At 60.8% G+C, this 16,115-nt stretch carries 15 protein-coding genes and 1 rRNA gene; 13 read left to right on the plus strand and 3 right to left on the minus strand.

Annotated features, from left to right (window positions below; translation table 11 throughout):
- Positions 1-74, plus strand: a 5S ribosomal RNA gene (gene rrf, locus KVT38_RS35895); the annotation flags it as partial.
- A 294-nt stretch (positions 75-368) separates the two neighbouring features.
- On the opposite strand, the gene KVT38_RS29860 is transcribed toward rrf, so the two are convergent.
- Complete coding sequence (locus tag KVT38_RS29860; RefSeq protein WP_217597404.1) at positions 369-794, minus strand: VOC family protein; 426 nt, start codon at positions 792-794, stop codon at positions 369-371.
- Positions 795-899: 105 nt separating this feature from the next.
- Entirely contained in the window at positions 900-1,217 is a 318-nt protein-coding gene (locus KVT38_RS29865; protein ID WP_217597405.1) for an ArsR/SmtB family transcription factor, read from the minus strand.
- A 123-nt stretch (positions 1,218-1,340) separates the two neighbouring features.
- Here KVT38_RS29865 and KVT38_RS29870 point away from each other — a divergent pair, with 123 nt between their 5' ends.
- The gene (locus KVT38_RS29870) at positions 1,341-2,747 is read left to right on the plus strand and encodes an MFS transporter (protein ID WP_217597406.1); all 1,407 of its coding nucleotides are present in this window, start codon (positions 1,341-1,343) and stop codon (positions 2,745-2,747) included.
- Positions 2,748-2,783: 36 nt separating this feature from the next.
- Positions 2,784-3,950, plus strand: a complete 1,167-nt coding sequence (locus tag KVT38_RS29875; protein WP_217597407.1) for a GNAT family N-acetyltransferase — start codon at positions 2,784-2,786, stop codon at positions 3,948-3,950.
- A gap of 59 nt (positions 3,951-4,009) precedes the next feature.
- On the opposite strand, the gene KVT38_RS35290 is transcribed toward KVT38_RS29875, so the two are convergent.
- Positions 4,010-4,144: a hypothetical protein gene (locus KVT38_RS35290; protein ID WP_256455238.1), complete on the minus strand. Its 135-nt coding sequence runs from the start codon at positions 4,142-4,144 to the stop codon at positions 4,010-4,012.
- 259 nt (positions 4,145-4,403) lie between these two features.
- Here KVT38_RS35290 and KVT38_RS29880 point away from each other — a divergent pair, with 259 nt between their 5' ends.
- The 10 genes from KVT38_RS29880 to radA all read left to right on the plus strand — a co-directional run bounded on the left by KVT38_RS29880 (position 4,404) and on the right by radA (position 16,104).
- Positions 4,404-4,862: a CtsR family transcriptional regulator gene (locus tag KVT38_RS29880; protein ID WP_217597408.1), complete on the plus strand. Its 459-nt coding sequence runs from the start codon at positions 4,404-4,406 to the stop codon at positions 4,860-4,862.
- A gap of 53 nt (positions 4,863-4,915) precedes the next feature.
- The gene (gene mcsA / locus KVT38_RS29885; RefSeq protein ID WP_217597409.1) at positions 4,916-5,437 is read left to right on the plus strand and encodes a protein-arginine kinase activator protein McsA; all 522 of its coding nucleotides are present in this window, start codon (positions 4,916-4,918) and stop codon (positions 5,435-5,437) included.
- Between the two features lie 12 nt (positions 5,438-5,449).
- Positions 5,450-6,514: a protein arginine kinase gene (locus KVT38_RS29890; RefSeq protein WP_217597410.1), complete on the plus strand. Its 1,065-nt coding sequence runs from the start codon at positions 5,450-5,452 to the stop codon at positions 6,512-6,514.
- Positions 6,515-6,553: 39 nt separating this feature from the next.
- On the plus strand, positions 6,554-9,025 hold the full coding sequence (gene clpC, locus KVT38_RS29895) for an ATP-dependent protease ATP-binding subunit ClpC (RefSeq protein WP_217597411.1): 2,472 nt from the start codon (positions 6,554-6,556) through the stop codon (positions 9,023-9,025).
- Between the two features lie 377 nt (positions 9,026-9,402).
- A complete protein-coding gene (locus KVT38_RS29900) occupies positions 9,403-10,095 on the plus strand; it encodes a response regulator transcription factor (protein WP_217597412.1) in 693 nt (230 codons plus the stop codon).
- A gap of 9 nt (positions 10,096-10,104) precedes the next feature.
- A complete protein-coding gene (locus KVT38_RS29905) occupies positions 10,105-11,226 on the plus strand; it encodes a sensor histidine kinase (protein ID WP_217597413.1) in 1,122 nt (373 codons plus the stop codon).
- 119 nt (positions 11,227-11,345) lie between these two features.
- Entirely contained in the window at positions 11,346-12,281 is a 936-nt protein-coding gene (locus KVT38_RS29910) for an ABC transporter ATP-binding protein (RefSeq protein ID WP_217597414.1), read from the plus strand.
- Between the two features lie 13 nt (positions 12,282-12,294).
- Positions 12,295-13,413 (plus strand): ABC transporter permease, encoded by a 1,119-nt coding sequence (locus tag KVT38_RS29915; protein ID WP_217597415.1) that lies wholly within the window; start codon positions 12,295-12,297, stop codon positions 13,411-13,413.
- A gap of 2 nt (positions 13,414-13,415) precedes the next feature.
- Positions 13,416-14,561: an ABC transporter permease gene (locus KVT38_RS29920; RefSeq protein ID WP_217597416.1), complete on the plus strand. Its 1,146-nt coding sequence runs from the start codon at positions 13,416-13,418 to the stop codon at positions 14,559-14,561.
- A gap of 172 nt (positions 14,562-14,733) precedes the next feature.
- Complete coding sequence (gene radA / locus KVT38_RS29925; protein WP_217597417.1) at positions 14,734-16,104, plus strand: DNA repair protein RadA; 1,371 nt, start codon at positions 14,734-14,736, stop codon at positions 16,102-16,104.
- The last annotated feature ends 11 nt before the right edge of the window (positions 16,105-16,115 follow it).

The following is a 16,115-nucleotide window of genomic DNA, read 5'->3' on the forward strand; positions in this document are numbered from 1 at the left end:
ACACGACCGTTAAGCCCTCCAGCGCCAATGGTACTTGGACCGCAGGGTCCTGGGAGAGTAGGACGTCGCCAGGCTAAAGAGCAGTAAAGAGAACCACCTTCTTCGGAGGGTGGTTTTTTCGTTGTGTTTTGCGTATGGTGTCGGCGGCGAGCGTGACATCGCGTGTACTGGCGGGCTCAGGGGGCGTTAATTTTGCGAATATCCACGTTATAGAGCATGTTGCGGACCGGAGAGACGTTAAATGCGCCAAAGTCGTCCGAAGCAGCCTGCCAACGTGTAAATAACGGCTGCAGGGTCCGCAACGGTGCCAAAAAGGCGGAATGAGAGCCAAATAACGTCTTCTGGGTCCACGCGTATGCTGTCACATCCTAATCGCGTCTCCTCGACGTAAAGCATTGAAACGTGACGCCGAACTTGTCCTTCACGACGCCATAGGCGGGGCTAAAATGAAAGGCGCCGAGCGGCGTGATCACTTCGCCGTCTTCTCGAAGCGCGTTGTACATGCGCGTAGCCTGCTCGGCATCCGGCGTCGTTATGCAGACGGTGAGCAGATCTCCTTCCCGCGGGCTTTTACCCGGCTCGGAATCGGCGACCATGAGCTGGGCGTCTCCAATTTTTAATTCGCTGTGTGCGATCCGATTCTTCAATTCTTCCGGCATCGCAGCCGATGCGCCGGGGCCGGCGCCGAAGGTTTGACTGAACGTCACTTCCGCGCCAAGCGCTTCTACATAAAGCTCGATGGCTTCCTTAGCGCGGCCGTCTAACTGGATAAAGGGTACAAAACGAATGCTCAATGGGATCAGCTCCTTGGCCATGATGGTCGCCGACCGGCGTCCTCAAGGCCAGCTTATCCCTTTATGGTGACAAGTCTTGTCATCGATGCAAAAAAAACCGACAGCTCAAAGCTCGTCGGTTTCTTCATAAGAAGCGAGAATCGCATTCAACAATCCTGGGAAGCGCGCCTCCAGATCTTCCTCGCGAAGGGAGAGCAATCGATGGGTACCGTGCGTTCGCGTACGTATGACCCCTGCTTCGCGCAGCGTACGGCTGTGGTGGGAGACGGTGGACTTGGCGATCGGCAGCTCGATATCGCCGCAGGCTCGTTCGCCGTTCTGTCGCAGCTTGTGCACGATCGTAAGCCGAACAGGGTCGCTAAGCGCATATAATACGGAAGAGAGCTGGATATCCGCGGTATCTGGATGGAAGAGCGGCTTCATGAGCGGAGCCCTCCTTTGAATTAGATTCGTAATTGCATTTTATCATATAGGATGTTATATTTCTATTGTTCGATAATCATAGAACATTAAAACAATGAAATAACGCGAATGGAGATGAATCGAATGAACGCAATAAATGCAGCTGGAAAGTTGGCTGCGAATAAGGAGGCCCCGTCCTTCAAGTCAGAGAAGGTCGCGACGCTCATGCTTGGCCTGGCCATGGTACTCGTCATCATGAATACGATGATGTTTAATTTGGCGCTGCCGGACGTTACGCATGACTTCGCGCTTTCTCCGTCGAGCGCTTCGTGGATCGTAACCGGATATTCTATCGTATTCGCGATCTCTTCGATTACGTACAGCAGGCTGTCGGACTACGTGCCGATCAGGCGGCTGGTCGTTATAGGCTTGCTGCTCTTCGGTCTTGCTGCGATCGTCGGTCTGTTCGCCGACAGCTTCCTGGTGCTGCTAATCGTGCGGATCGTCCAAGCGGCCGGCGCAGGTGCGATTCCCTCGCTCTCGCTCGTGCTTATTAGCCGCTACGTGCCGATGGAGCGCAGAGGCGCCGCCATGGCAATCATTATGTCTGCGGCTTCGCTTGGCCTCGGACTCGGCCCTGTTGTCGGCGGTGCCGTCGTTCAGTACCTCGGCTGGCATTTCCTGTTCGCCGTCAGCGCCTGCACATTGATTCTTGTGCCGGTGCTGGCGATCCTACTGCCCCGCGAGAACAAAGGCGCCGGGTCGCTCGATCTCCCCGGCGCGCTGCTGGCCGCCGTCAGCACGACGGGCGTTCTGTTATTTTTGACAAATCACCAGTGGTACATGCTCGCCGGCGGTATAGCGGCGCTCCTTCTGTTCGCCGCGCGTATTCGCACCGCCCGTTACCCGTTCGTGCTGCCTGCGTTGTTCGCGAACCGCAAGTACTTGCTGCTTAGCGCTGTCGGCGTCGTGGCATACCTGTCGAGCTTCGCTACGTTGTTCCTGCTTCCGCAAATTTTAGTTCATCTCCACGGGCTCAGCGCCATCGAATCGGGCCTTGTGATCTTCCCGGGCTCGCTGCTCGCGCTTCTGATGTCCCGCAAAGTCGGCGGCATCATCGACCGCAGCGGCAACGCGGCGATTATCCGTTACATTCCGATGCTGATTCTCCTCTCCGTCGTCTTGTTCGCGCTGTTGTCCGGGACGTCGTACGTGTCGATTCTGTTGATTTATATGCTGCTAAGCTCGGGCTTTACCTTCATGACCAGCAGCATCTCCAACGAGATGTCGCGACTGCTTCCCACCGCGCAGATCGGCTCCGGAATGGGGCTGTTCCAGCTCCTCCAGTTCGTGAGCGGCGCCTTCGGCGTCGCGCTCTCAGCGAGCGCCATCGACTGGCAGAAGAGCCTGCCGCTGCAGGATGCGTACAGCAATATCTATTGGGGATTGGCCGTCGTCGTGCTGCTGTCCATCGGCTGCGCCTATCTCTACCTCAGGAACAGAAGCGCGAGGCCCGTTCTCTCCCAGACCGTGCAAGCGGATCGCTCTTAAGCTATAGTGGTAGCATAAGGGAGGTTGGCTATTCGCATGGACATTCGTCATCTGACGCTCGACGATTTCGACGAGCGGATCGAGCTATCCGAATTCGCGTTTCAATTCAAGCTGCCGCAGGAGCGGCGCGAGACGGAGCTGCGTTACTTCCGGCCGGAGGAGCATCTGGGCGCCTTCGACGAACAGGGGAAGCTGCTGTCGGCGCTGATCCTGATTCCGTTTCGAGTCTGGGTAAACGGCGTCAGCTTGGAAATGGGCGGCGTCGCTGGCGTGGCGACCTGGCCGGAGGCGCGCCGTCACGGCTGCGTGTCGCGGCTCCTGCGCGCATCGCTGGAGCAGATGCGCGAGCAGGGCCAGACGGTCAGCATGCTGCACCCGTTCGCGTTCCCTTTTTACCGCAAATTCGGCTGGGAGATGACTTGCGAGCGCAAAAAGTACGAGCTCGAACCGCGCCACTTTCCGGCGAAGCGGCATACACCGGGCAGCGTCGAGCGAATCGCGCCGAATACGGCTGCAGTCGCCGATCTGTATGCCAAGGCCGCTTCGCGTTATACAGGCATGCTGGATCGGAGCGAGGAGTGGTGGACGCGCAAGCGCTGGACGATGCCGGGTCTGCTCGCCTTGTATCGCAACGAAGCGGGCGAACCCGAAGGCTACTTGCACTACCAGGTGGAAAATCGGGTCATGACGGTGCATGAGTGGGTATCCGTTACGGAACAAGCGCGCAGCGGGCTGTGGGAATTTGTCAGGAATCACGATTCGATGATCGACAGGCTTCTGATGACCGTGCCCATGGACGATCCGCTGCCGTTTCTGGTCGCCGACCCTCGCTTCAAGCAGGAGACGCATCCGTACTTTATGTCGCGCATCGTAGATGCCGAAGGCTTCATAGCCCGATTCAGGTTCGTGCCCGGCACGGAGGAGTCGCTGTCGCTTCGCTTGCAGGATGCGCATGCGCCCTGGAACGACGGCGCGTTTCGCCTGTCGATCGGGGCGGACGGCCAGGCGGCGTTGACTCGTGCGGAAGACGTTCCCGCAGCTTCGGTCACGTTGGACATACAGTCGCTGACGGCACTGCTGCTCGGTGGACGCCGTCCGGGAATGTTGGCCGAGGCGGGAAGGCTTGACGGGAGCCCGGATCTTGTCGCTCTTCTTGAACGCCGCGTGCCGAGATACGAGACGTTTCTGGCGGACTTTTTCTAAACGATCAAGAAAGGCGCAACGCCCGACTGCCGATAGGCGGCAAGGCGCTGCGCCTTCTGCTACGCTTCCGTTTTTTTGGACGCTTCGTACCGATCGACCGCTTCTTGAACAAGATTTTTGCCAGGCAGCTTCGCGTTGATGCGCAGCAGGAGAATGATGGCGATAACGAGGAGAAGGGTATTGACGATGGCCATGTGGATCACCGCTTTCCGTTATTGGTTATGATGTAAATGATAACCAAGTCAACGGCAGAGGGAAAGCGGGAGCCTGCGATTTTTAAACGGACGCGAATCGGTGCATACTGAGGAGGAGAGAGACGGTTGGCCGCGGCTTCCGACGTTACGGCAAACGGGGTTGCATTTTATTATAAAGCGCGTATAATATGGTTATAGTCAAAGAAAGTCAAAGTCAAAAGTCGAAGCCGTTCTCCGGAAAGGGGGTTAGGCTCTTGTTATGCGCAACATATCCGATCTGATCGAGCACTATCTGAAGCAGATCCTGCAGAGCAGCGCAGGCTCGATCGAGATCCAGCGGGGAGATCTCGCAGAGAAGTTCTCATGCGTGCCTTCTCAGATCAATTACGTCATCAGCACACGGTTTACGCTCGAAAAAGGGTACAGTGTAGAGAGTAAACGGGGCGGCGGCGGCTATATCCGCATTCAACGCGTGGACCTCCCTTCGCTGGAAGCCGTACAACGTCTGTTGCATCAGAGCGCAGGCAGCCGGATCGACGAGAACAAGGCCAACGGCCTGATCTATCAGCTCGAAGAGGCCGGGATCGTCACCGCCCGCGAGGCGCATCTAATGCGAACCGCGCTGTCGGCGGAGGCGCTTCCGCTCAAGCAGCCGCTGCAAGACGAGCTGAGGTCCAACCTGATGCGGGTGATGCTGCTGGCGCTGCTCGCGCGATAGCATCGGATGAGCTGACGTACGTGAACCTTTATAACCGTGGGGAGGAGATCAAGTTGCTTTGTCAGGAGTGCGGCCAGCGGCCGGCTACGCTTCATTTTACGAAGTACGTCAACGGAGAAAAGACGGAGCTGCACATATGCGAGGCATGCGCGAGGGAGAAGGGCGAGCTCATCCCCGGGACATCGTCCGGCTTTTCCATCCACAATCTGCTCTCCGGCCTCATGGACTTCGATCCCGCGGGACTGTCGGGCGCCAAGGCTCAAGTCCAGCAGCAGCAACGCTGCGAGGGATGCGGCATGACCTACGGTCAGTTCAGCAAGCTGGGCCGATTCGGCTGCGCCCGCTGCTACAAGCAGTTCGCGGAACGGCTCGACCCGTTGCTGAAGCGGGTGCACGGCAATACGGTCCATGTAGGCAAGGTGCCGAAGCGGGCCGGCGGGCTGGTCAGGCTGCGTCGCGAGATCGACGGCTTGAAGCGCGAGATGCAGAGCCGGATCGAAGGCGAAGACTTCGAGTCCGCGGCCGAATTGCGCGACCGCATCCGCGAGCTCGAGCGCGAAGTCCAGAACGGTTAGGGGGCACTGCACATGGGTAATCGGAAATATACCGCGGAGGCGCTAAGCCCCTGGATGAAGGCGGATGCGCCGGATCACGACGTCGTATTGAGCAGCCGGGTGCGCATCGCCCGCAATTTGCGGCATCTTCCTTTTCCGATGATGGCCAGCGCCGATCAGGCGTCGGAGGCGATGGACCGGCTGCTCCTCGTCAACGAGAGCGGCCGGCTGAGCGGCCTGGGCGATGTGAGCAGCGTGCGGCTGTCGGAGCTGAGCGAGCTGGAGAAGCAGGTGCTGGTGGAAAAGCATCTGATCAGCCCGGCGCTTGCGAACCAGGCCCAGCATGCCGCGCTCATGCTCGGTCCCGGCGAAGACATCAGCCTGATGGTGAACGAAGAGGACCACTTGCGCATTCAATGTCTGCATGCGGGATTCCAGTTGAAGGAAACCTGGGACACCGCGAGCAAGATCGACGATATTTTCGAAGAGGCCGTCGACTACGCCTTCGACGAGAAGTACGGCTTCCTGACCAGTTGTCCGACGAACGTCGGCACGGGCATTCGCGCGTCGGTCATGATGCACCTGCCCGCACTCGTCATGACCGGGCAGATCAATCGGATTCTGTCGGCGGTCACGCAAGTCGGCCTGGCGGTCAGGGGCATGTACGGCGAAGGCAGCGAGGCGACGGGCAACCTGTTTCAAATTTCCAACCAGATCACGCTGGGCCAGTCCGAGACCGAGATCATCGATCATTTGCACGCGGTCGCCCGTCAGGTCATTGAGCACGAGAAGGCGGCGCGGGCGAAGCTGATGAACGAGTCGAGACTGAAGGTCGAGGATCGGATCAAAAGGTCGTTCGGCGTACTGAGCTATGCCGCCGTCATCGATGCGAAGGAAGCTTCGCAGCGTCTGTCGGACCTGCGGCTCGGCGTCCATCTGGGTCTGCTGCCGGGCGTGGACGAAGGTACGCTGAACGAGCTGCTTGTGTCGATTCAGCCGGGATTTCTGCAGCAGGCATACGGCGAGGCGCTCAGTCCGGAACAGCGGGACATGACCCGCGCCCAAATGATCTCGTCCAGACTGGCAACTCATGCCTAAATCATCTATTCTTATATTATAACGAGGAGGTGCTGTCTCATGATGTTCGGACGATTCACCGAACGCGCACAGAAGGTTCTTGCATTGGCACAGGAAGAAGCGGTGCGCCTGGGACACAACAATATCGGTACGGAGCACATTTTGCTTGGTCTTATCCGCGAAGGCGAATCCATCGCCGCCAAGGCGCTCATCGCGCTGGGGCTCGGCCTTGAGAAGATCCAGGATGAAGTCGAATCGTTGATCGGACGCGGCCAGGAGCAGCCGACGAACATCGCCTACACCCCGCGCGCGAAAAAAGTCATCGAGTTGTCGATGGATGAAGCGCGCAAGCTCGGCCATACGTACGTCGGCACGGAGCACATCCTGCTCGGTCTGATCCGCGAAGGCGAAGGCGTGGCCGCTCGCGTGTTGAACAACCTCGGCATCAGCCTGAACAAGGCGCGCCAGCAAGTGCTGCAGCTTCTCGGCAGCAGCGAGAGCGTGTCGCAGAATCACGGGCCTTCCAACAACGTAAGCACGCCTACGCTTGACGGCCTGGCCCGCGACCTGACGGCCAGCGCCCGCGACAACAATATCGACCCGGTCATCGGCCGCGCCAAGGAGATCGAACGCGTCATCCAGGTGCTTTCCCGCCGGACCAAGAACAACCCGGTGCTCATCGGCGAGCCCGGCGTCGGCAAGACGGCGATCGCCGAGGGCCTCGCGCAGCGCATCGTGAACAACGAGATTCCCGAGACGCTCCGCGACAAGCGCGTCATGACGCTGGACATGGGCTCCGTCGTCGCCGGCACCAAGTACCGCGGCGAATTCGAAGATCGCCTGAAGAAGATCATGGACGAGATTCGCCAGGCCGGCAATGTCATCCTGTTCATCGACGAGCTGCACACGCTGATCGGCGCCGGCGGCGCCGAAGGCGCGATCGACGCGTCCAACATCCTGAAGCCCGCTCTCGCGAGAGGCGAGCTGCAGTGCATCGGCGCGACGACGCTCGACGAATATCGCAAGTACATCGAGAAGGACGCCGCGCTCGAGCGCCGCTTCCAGCCGATCACGGTCGACCAGCCGTCTCCGGAAGAAGCGATCCAGATCCTGAACGGCCTGCGCGACCGCTACGAAGCGCATCACCGGGTCAAGATCACGGACGACGCGATCGAAGCTGCGGTCAAGCTGTCCGACCGTTACATCACGGACCGCTTCCTGCCGGACAAGGCGATCGATCTGATCGACGAAGCCAGCTCCAAGGTAAGACTGCGTTCGTATACGGTACCGCCGAATCTCAAGCAGCTCGAAGCGCGTCTTGAAGACATCCGCAAGGAGAAGGACGCAGCCGTTCAGAGCCAGGAATTCGAGAAGGCCGCGGCGCTGCGCGACACCGAGCAGAAGATCCGCGAGGAGCTCGACTCTACGAAGAACCAGTGGAAGGAAAAGCAAGGCCGCACGGACTCCGAGGTGACGCCGGACGATATCGCCCAGGTCGTCGCAAGCTGGACCGGCATTCCGGTCGTCAAGCTGGCTGAAGAAGAGACCGAGCGCCTGCTGAAGCTGGAGAGCATCCTGCACGACCGCGTCATCGGCCAGGAAGAAGCCGTCAAGGCAGTCGCCCGCGCCGTCCGTCGCTCCCGTGCCGGACTCAAGGATCCGAAGCGTCCGATTGGCTCGTTCATCTTCCTCGGCCCGACGGGCGTCGGCAAGACTGAGCTGGCCCGCGCGCTGGCCGAAGCGATGTTCGGCGACGAGAACGCGGTCATCCGCATCGACATGTCGGAGTACATGGAGAAGCACTCCACGTCCCGTCTCGTCGGGGCGCCTCCCGGATACGTCGGCTACGACGAGGGCGGCCAGCTGACCGAGAAGGTCCGCCGCAAGCCGTACTCGGTCGTCCTGCTCGACGAGATCGAGAAGGCGCATCCCGAAGTGTTCAACGTGCTGCTGCAAGTACTTGAAGACGGTCGTCTGACCGACTCCAAGGGCCGCACGGTAGACTTCCGCAACACGCTGATCATCATGACGTCCAACGTCGGCGCTGACCAGATCAAGCGCAACTCCACGCTCGGCTTCACCGCCGTGCAGGATGCGGGCAAAGATTACAACAACATGAAGGATAAGGTGCTCGGCGAGCTGAAGAAGTCGTTCCGCCCCGAGTTCCTGAACCGGATCGACGAGATGATCGTGTTCCACCCGCTCGCGGAAGAGCACATCGCGCAGATCGTCACGCTTATGGCCGACGATCTCAAGAAGCGCCTCGTCGAGCACAACGTCAAGTTCGAGCTCACCCAAGCCGCCAAGAACTTCCTTGCCAAGGAAGGCTTCGACCCTGCCTACGGCGCGCGTCCGCTGCGCCGGGCGATTCAGAAGCACATCGAGGATCGCTTGTCCGAGGAGTTGCTGCTCGGCAAGATCCAAAAGGGTGACACGCTCGAGATCGACGAGAAGGAAGGCGCGCTGGTCGTGAACACAACGAGCTCGTCGTCCTCCTCGGATGAGAGCGAAGCGGTCAAGAACAATAGCTAAGTCGATTTAACGCACGATCCGCGCCGGCGGGACACTCGTCAGAGTCGTTCCGCCGGCGTTTTTTTTCGTTGGCGGGTACCTGAGAGGTGGCGGCAATAGGCGGCAATAGCGGAAGCGGGGGCGGGCCAGGGCAGTGTCGCCGCTTCGCAGCGGCGGCAACTTTGGTGCAATGCGCGCCGCGATCACGCGGCCCGCCTGCCATGCACAATTCTTGTGCATGGATGAGGCGCATAGCGCGCCGCGGCCACGCGGCCCGCGTATTGGTGCAGCTTCGCGTTTCCGCAGCGCACCGCACCAAGCGAAGTTCGGCTTAGCGGATTGCGCGCCGCTCCCGCAGCGCTTATGATCAACATAGACATAAAGCGAGGTGGAAGGTTTTGCCGATCAAAGTGCTGATCGCCGACGACAACTCATTTATCCGCGAAGGCATGAAAATCATCCTGACCAGCTTCGAGGAGTTCGAGGTGGTGGGGACGGTCGAGGACGGCGCGCAAGCGGCCGCTTTCTGCGAGGCGCATGCGCCGGACGTCGCGCTGCTCGACGTGCGCATGCCGCACATGAACGGCGTGGAGGCGGCGCGGCTCATCGCGGCCAACACGAAGACGAAGCCGCTCATTTTGACGACCTTCGACGACGAGGAATACATCCTCGAGGCAATCAAGGCGGGAGCTAGAGGCTATCTGCTCAAAAATAACGACCCGGAGCGGATTCGCGACGCCATCAAAAGCGTGCACAACAACCACGACGTGCTCCAGGACGTCGTGCTGGACAAGATCAAGGCCCAGCTCGCGCAAGGCGCCGCCCCGCAGCAGCCTGCCCCCGCCGCGGCACCGCCCGCCAGGCCGGGCGAAGCGATCGACCGCAGCCTGTTCACCGAGCGCGAGCTCGATATCATGGAGCAGATCGCCCGCGGCCTGTCGAACAAGGAGATCTCGCGCAAGCTGTTCATCTCCGAAGGCACGACCGCCAACTATATTACGTCGATCTTGAACAAGACCGGCCTTGAGCATCGCACGCAGATCGCGATCTACTATCTCACGGGCGAGGCTCGCGTGCCGGGCGAGGAGTAGAAAAAGCCGATGGAACTGTGGCTGCTCGGGAGCAAATCCGCTCTGCTGCTGTTTGTCGGATATATGCTGTACGGGACGCCCCACGACGAGTCGTTTCGTCCCGTTTATATGCTCGTCTTGTTGTTGTATACCTGCTTCAGCTTCGGCATCCCGCCCTTCAGGCGCATCAAGCAAGTGCCGCTCGCGCTGTCGGCGCTGTCCGCGGCGCTCGCGGTCTACGGCGCGTTGGAGCTGCACCCGCTGTTCCTGCTGCTCGCCGTCCCGAACCTGTACGAAGCGGCCTCGGGCCTTGGCGCCGCCAACTGGCAGTCCGCCGTCGTACTCGCTGCCCCAGCGCTGCTGCTGCCGGCGCAGGACAGGCCGCTCTATGCGCTGACGTCGGCGCTGTGCTTCATGCTGTACGCCTCGACCTGCCGGCTGTACGCGCGGCTGGCTCTCCGCGAGGAGGAGCGGGACAAGCTGCAGGACGACGCGCGCAGGCTGACCCGCGCGCTCGCGGACAATGAAGAGTACGCCCGCCAGTCCGAGTATACGATCAAGCTGGAGGAGCGGGGCCGGCTGTCGCAGCAAATCCATGACGAGATCGGCCACTCGATGGCCGGAGCGCTCATTCAGATGGAGGCAGCCAGGCGGCTGCTGGACACGAACCGGGCGAAGGCGGAGGAGCTGCTGGGCAATGCGATCGTCATCTCCAAGGAGGGACTGGAGCGCATCCGCCTGACGCTGAAGCAGTCCAAGCCGCCCGCCGAGCAGCTCGGCATCGGGCGGCTGCAGCTGTTCGTGGACGAGCTGTCGGCGAAGCAGGACATTCGGGCGACGCTGAACTATGCCGGCAATCTCGATACGATCACTCAGCTCCAGTGGCGCATCATTCAGGCGAACGTTACCGAGGCCGTCACCAATTCGCTGAAGTACAGCGGCGCCGAATCGATCGCGGTCGAGGTGCTCGTCCTGAACAAATTCGTCAAGACCGTCGTGCGCGACGACGGCCGCGGGGCTGACAAGGTCGTGAAGGGACTCGGCATCGTCGGCATGGAAGAGCGGGCGGCGTCGGAGGGCGGCACGATCATCGTCGACGGCTCCCGCGGCTTCAGCGTGACGACGCTGCTGCCGGTGCGCGCGGGCTCATGATATTTCATGAGCGAATCATATGAGATTTCTCATGCCAAAGGATGAACTTATGCACTGACATAAGGGCGTCCTTTTTTTTATGATGAGATCAACAAATGAACGACGGGAGCGAAAGCGAAATGAACATTATCGAGATCGGCGGACTGACCAAGAAATTCGGGGACTTCGCGGCGGTGGACAATATGTCTCTTACCTTGAAGGAAGGAGAGATCTTCGGCTTCCTCGGCGCCAACGGGGCAGGCAAGAGCACGACGATCAGCATGATCGCCTCGCTGCTCCGTCCCACAAAGGGCGAGATCAGGTTTCTCGGCAAAAACATCGCCAAGCACGCGCACTTCGCCAAAATGAACATCGGCATCGTGCCGCAGGATCTGGCCATCTACGAGGACATGACCGCCTTCGAAAACGTGAGATTTTTCGCCGGACTGTACGGTTTCCGCGGCAACGAGCTGAAGGCGCGGGTGGAGGAAGCGCTCAGCTTCGTCGGACTCGGCGACAAGCATAAGGAGCTGCCCAAAAATTTCTCCGGCGGCATGAAGCGCCGGCTCAACATCGCCTGCGCGATCGCGCACCGGCCGAAGCTGATCATCATGGACGAACCGACGGTCGGCATCGATCCGCACTCGCGCAACTACATTTTGCAATCGGTCAAGGAGCTTAACCGGATGGGCTGCACGATCCTGTACACGAGCCACTACATGGAAGAGGTCGAAGAGATCTGCACGCGCATCGCGATCGTCGACCATGGCAAGATCATCGCTGACGGCACCAAGGAGCAGCTCAAGGCGATCATCACCGACTCGAAGGAGATCTGGATCGACGTGAAAAGCGTCGAAGGGTTGAACCAGGATCGCCTCAAGGACATCCGCGGCGTCCTGAGCGTCCGAATCGAGGAGCAGCGGATCAAAATCCAGTCTCGCGCCGAGATCGCCAACCTGAACGACATCGTCCAGCAGCTCATCCGCGACGGCATGGAGATTCGCGCGGTCGAGGAGCAGGCGCCGAACCTCGAGACGGTGTTCCTGACGCTGACCGGCCGCAATTTGAGAGACTAAGGGGGACGAGGGCGTGAATACGCTGCATATCGCAAAAAAAGAAATCGTGTCGGCGCTGCGCAACAAGTCCACCTTTCTCTTCATGCTCGCCTTTCCGATCGCGCTCATGCTCATTTTGGGGCTGGCGCTGTCCAACGCTTTCTCCGGCAGCATCGAGATCGGCGACATCAAGATGGCGTACAAAATCGACCGCGCGAGCCCCGCGCTGACCGCCGGCTGGGAGAACTTCGTTAAGGCGGCCGAAGAAAGCGGGGTCGCGGTCGAGCCGCTGCCTCCCGGAGCGGACGGCAAGCAGGCCGTCACGGAGGCGCAATACGCGGCCTTCGCCGACGTTTCCGACCAGGGCATCGCGTACTACGACAACAGCCGGAGCACCGTCGAGAGCAACATCCTGCAGGGAATGCTGACCTCTTTTGCGGACCGCTACAATCTCGAGGCCGCCTTCGCGAGCGCAGGCGCATCGTCTCAGGCAGGGAGCGGCGGCCAAGCGCCCGCACAACTGGTGAAGGCGACTTCGCTCACGGCGGATAGCCAGCCGAATTCGATGGATTACTACGCGGTCGCCATGACGACGATGATCGCGTTGTACGCGGCGCTTAACGCCGCCTCTCTTATCGAAAGCGAACGAACTCGCCATACGATCGTCCGGCTGTCCGCCGCGCCGGTGTCCAAGGCCGAGATTTTCGCCGGCAAGGTGCTCGGCAGCACGTTCATCAACGCAATCTTCATTGTCGCCGTCATGCTGATCAGCCATTTCGCCTTCGGGGCAAACTGGGGCGATCATCCGGCGCATGTTCTGCTCGTGCTGGTCACGGAGGTGCTGATGTCGATCGGCTTCGGCCTCGCGGCAGGCATGATCTTCCGCGGCAAGTCGTCCCATTCGTTTCTGCTCATTTTTATCCAGATCGCCTCGTTCGTTGGCGGCGCGTACTTTCCGGTCAACGACTTCGGCGGCTTTATCGGCACGGTGTCCTACTATTCCCCGCTGCGCTGGAACAACTCCGGCGTCATCGAGACGGTGTTCAGCGGAGATACGGCGCCCGCCTTGTGGGCCGCAAGCTATAATCTTGCAGGCGCCGTCGTCCTGCTCGCCGTATGCATGTTCCTGATCCGCAGAAGGGAGACGATCTAACCGTGAAAACGATTCTCTGGCTCATGGCCCATACATTCCGCAACACCTTCCGCAAACGCTCGAATATGATTCTGTTCCTGCTGCCCGTCGCCGGCGTTCTGCTCTCCGCCGGTCTGTACGGCAGCGCAGGGGGCGCCGGCCTTCGCATCGGCATCGTGCAGCAGGACGGCGCCGGCGCCGTCGGCCGCGACATCGCCGCCTTCGTCGGGGCGCTGGACGGCGTCAAGATCACGGAGACGTCCGATGCCGACCTGAAGGACCAGATCGCAGCGGGCAAGCTGGACGCGGGCATCGTCATACCGGCAGGATTCGGGGAGAAGCTCAAGGCCGGGTCGCCCGAGCAGCTCGAGCTGCTGTCCGTCAAGGGCGCACAGGTGACGGCTTACGTTCAGGCGATGCTGGACGGCTACCTGAACAATGTCGCTTCCATCGCCTCGGAAACGAAGGGAGACAAGGCGCGCTTCGACCAAATCTACGCCGCGTATGCGCAGGGCGGCTTCAACGTCGACCGCGAGCGTCTGAACGACGCGTCCAACGTCAAAGACACGACGTACCAATCGCTCGGCTTCCTGGTCGCCTTCATTATGTTCTCGTCCGTCAACATGTCGGAGATGATCCTGCGCGAGAAAGAAAATCGCACGTTCCTGCGCCTCCTCTCTTCGCCGGTCACCGCCAGGTCGTACGTCGCGGCGAACGTCGCGGTCAATATCGTCGCCATGATCGGCCAGATCGCCCTGACGCTGACTTTCATGCGAGGCGTGCTCCATATCGACTCGGGCGTGCCGGTCATGCAGCTCGCTTTGATCCTGGTGCTGTTCGGTCTCGGCGCGATCGCGCTGTCGCTGATGATCGTCTCGCTCTCCAAGTCGAAAGGCCAGTCCAGCGCCCTGCAAAATCTCATCATCACGCCGACATGCCTGCTGGCCGGCTGCTACTTCCCGATGGACATCATGCCGGACGCGATCCGCAAGGTCGGCGCGTTTCTGCCGCAGCACTGGCTGCTCGACACGGTCAACCGGCTGCAGCACGGCGACAGCTTCGGCAGCCTGTACATGAACCTGCTCGTGCTGACCGCCTTCGCCGCCGCTTTCGCCGCGATCGCGATCTTCCGCTTCAGCCGCAACAACGATACGAGAACCTTCGTCTAATCCTGTGATTCGGATGCCGGTTCCGCGCTTTTGCTCCGAGCGCGCTCCTTCGGTCCGTCGCAAGGGATTCCCTTGCGGCGGATCTTTGCGTAGGCGGGGAGAGCCGGACTTTAACCGGGGAGAGCAAGTGTGATACACTTCTTGTAACTAGCGAATTAGTGAAGGGAATCCCATGGCCAAGCTGAAGATCAAATTCGTCTGCACCGAATGCGGCACCGAATCGCCCAAGTGGATGGGCAAGTGCCCGGGGTGCGGCGCCTGGAACACGATGGTGGAGGAAGCCGAACCGGTCGTCAAGGCGAACGTCGGGCGCAGCAGCGAGCTGACCCGGACGAAAGAAAAGGCCCAGTCCATCATACACATAGAAAGCGGCAAGGAACCCCGGATCCCGACGGGAAACGGGGAGCTTAACCGCGTGCTGGGCGGCGGGCTCGTGCCGGGCTCGCTGCTGCTCGTCGGCGGGGATCCGGGCATCGGCAAGTCGACGCTGCTGCTGCAGACGTCGAACGCGCTGGCCGGCCAAGGTCTGACCGTGCTGTACGTGTCGGGAGAAGAATCCGTCCGCCAGACCAAGCTTCGCGCCGATCGGCTGGGCGCGCTCAGCGAGCGTCTGTTCGTGCTGTGCGAGACGAACCTGGACCTCGTCGAGCAGTCCATCGAGGAAGTGAAGCCGGACTTTCTCGTCATCGATTCGATTCAGACCGTCTATCGTCCCGACGTGCCGTCCGCGCCGGGCAGCGTCGCGCAGGTGCGCGAGTGCACGGCCCAGTTCATGCGCATCTCCAAGCAGGGCGGCGTCGCGACCGTGCTCGTCGGCCACGTCACCAAGGAAGGCGCGATCGCGGGCCCGCGGCTGCTCGAGCACATGGTCGACTGCGTGCTCTACTTCGAGGGCGAGCGCCACCATTCTTACCGGCTGCTTCGCGCGGTCAAGAACCGCTTCGGCTCCACCAACGAGATCGGCATCTTCGACATGTCGGAGGACGGCCTGCGCGAGGTGTCCAACCCGTCCGAGCTGTTCCTCACCGAGCGTCCGCTCGGCGTGTCCGGCTCCACGGTCGTCGCCAGCATGGAGGGGACGCGGCCCGTGATGGTCGAGCTGCAGGCGCTCGTCGCGCCGACGCATTTTCCGTCGCCGAGGCGGATGTCATCGGGACTCGACCATCATCGGATATCGCTCGTCATCGCCGTGCTCGAGAAGCGCATGGGCATGTTTTTTCAAAATCAGGACGCATACGTGAACGTCGCCGGCGGCATCAAGCTGGATGAGCCGGCGGCAGACCTTGCCGCCGCAGTGAGTCTGGCGTCGAGCTTTCGCGACCTGGCCACCAAGCCAGACGACGTCGTCTTCGGCGAGGTGGGACTGACGGGAGAGGTGCGGGCGGTCTCCCGCGCCGAGACGCGCGTCAAGGAGGCGCTCAAGCTCGGCTTCAAGCGGGTCATCCTGCCCGAAGCGAGCCTGAAGGGCTGGCAGCCGCCCGCCGGCATTCGGCTGGTGCCCGTCAAGTCCGTGGCCGAAGCGCTCAAGGCGGCATTGGAATAGGGGGATCGAAT

The organism is Cohnella sp. GbtcB17, from assembly GCF_019091135.1.
GTDB lineage: Bacteria > Bacillota > Bacilli > Paenibacillales > Paenibacillaceae > Cohnella.

Bases quoted from the DNA above. Each gene is read 5' to 3' on its own strand.
- KVT38_RS29905 (WP_217597413.1), top strand. From the start codon at position 10,105: ATGGAACTGTGGCTGCTCGGGAGCAAATCCGCTCTGCTGCTGTTTGTC.
- KVT38_RS29865 (WP_217597405.1), bottom strand. From the start codon at position 1,217: ATGAAGCCGCTCTTCCATCCAGATACCGCGGATATCCAGCTCTCTTCC.
- KVT38_RS29910 (WP_217597414.1), top strand. From the start codon at position 11,346: ATGAACATTATCGAGATCGGCGGACTGACCAAGAAATTCGGGGACTTC.
- KVT38_RS29880 (WP_217597408.1), top strand. From the start codon at position 4,404: ATGCGCAACATATCCGATCTGATCGAGCACTATCTGAAGCAGATCCTG.
- KVT38_RS29875 (WP_217597407.1), top strand. From the start codon at position 2,784: ATGGACATTCGTCATCTGACGCTCGACGATTTCGACGAGCGGATCGAG.
- clpC (WP_217597411.1), top strand. From the start codon at position 6,554: ATGATGTTCGGACGATTCACCGAACGCGCACAGAAGGTTCTTGCATTG.
- radA (WP_217597417.1), top strand. From the start codon at position 14,734: ATGGCCAAGCTGAAGATCAAATTCGTCTGCACCGAATGCGGCACCGAA.
- KVT38_RS35290 (WP_256455238.1), bottom strand. From the start codon at position 4,144: ATGGCCATCGTCAATACCCTTCTCCTCGTTATCGCCATCATTCTCCTG.
- KVT38_RS29890 (WP_217597410.1), top strand. From the start codon at position 5,450: ATGGGTAATCGGAAATATACCGCGGAGGCGCTAAGCCCCTGGATGAAG.
- KVT38_RS29870 (WP_217597406.1), top strand. From the start codon at position 1,341: ATGAACGCAATAAATGCAGCTGGAAAGTTGGCTGCGAATAAGGAGGCC.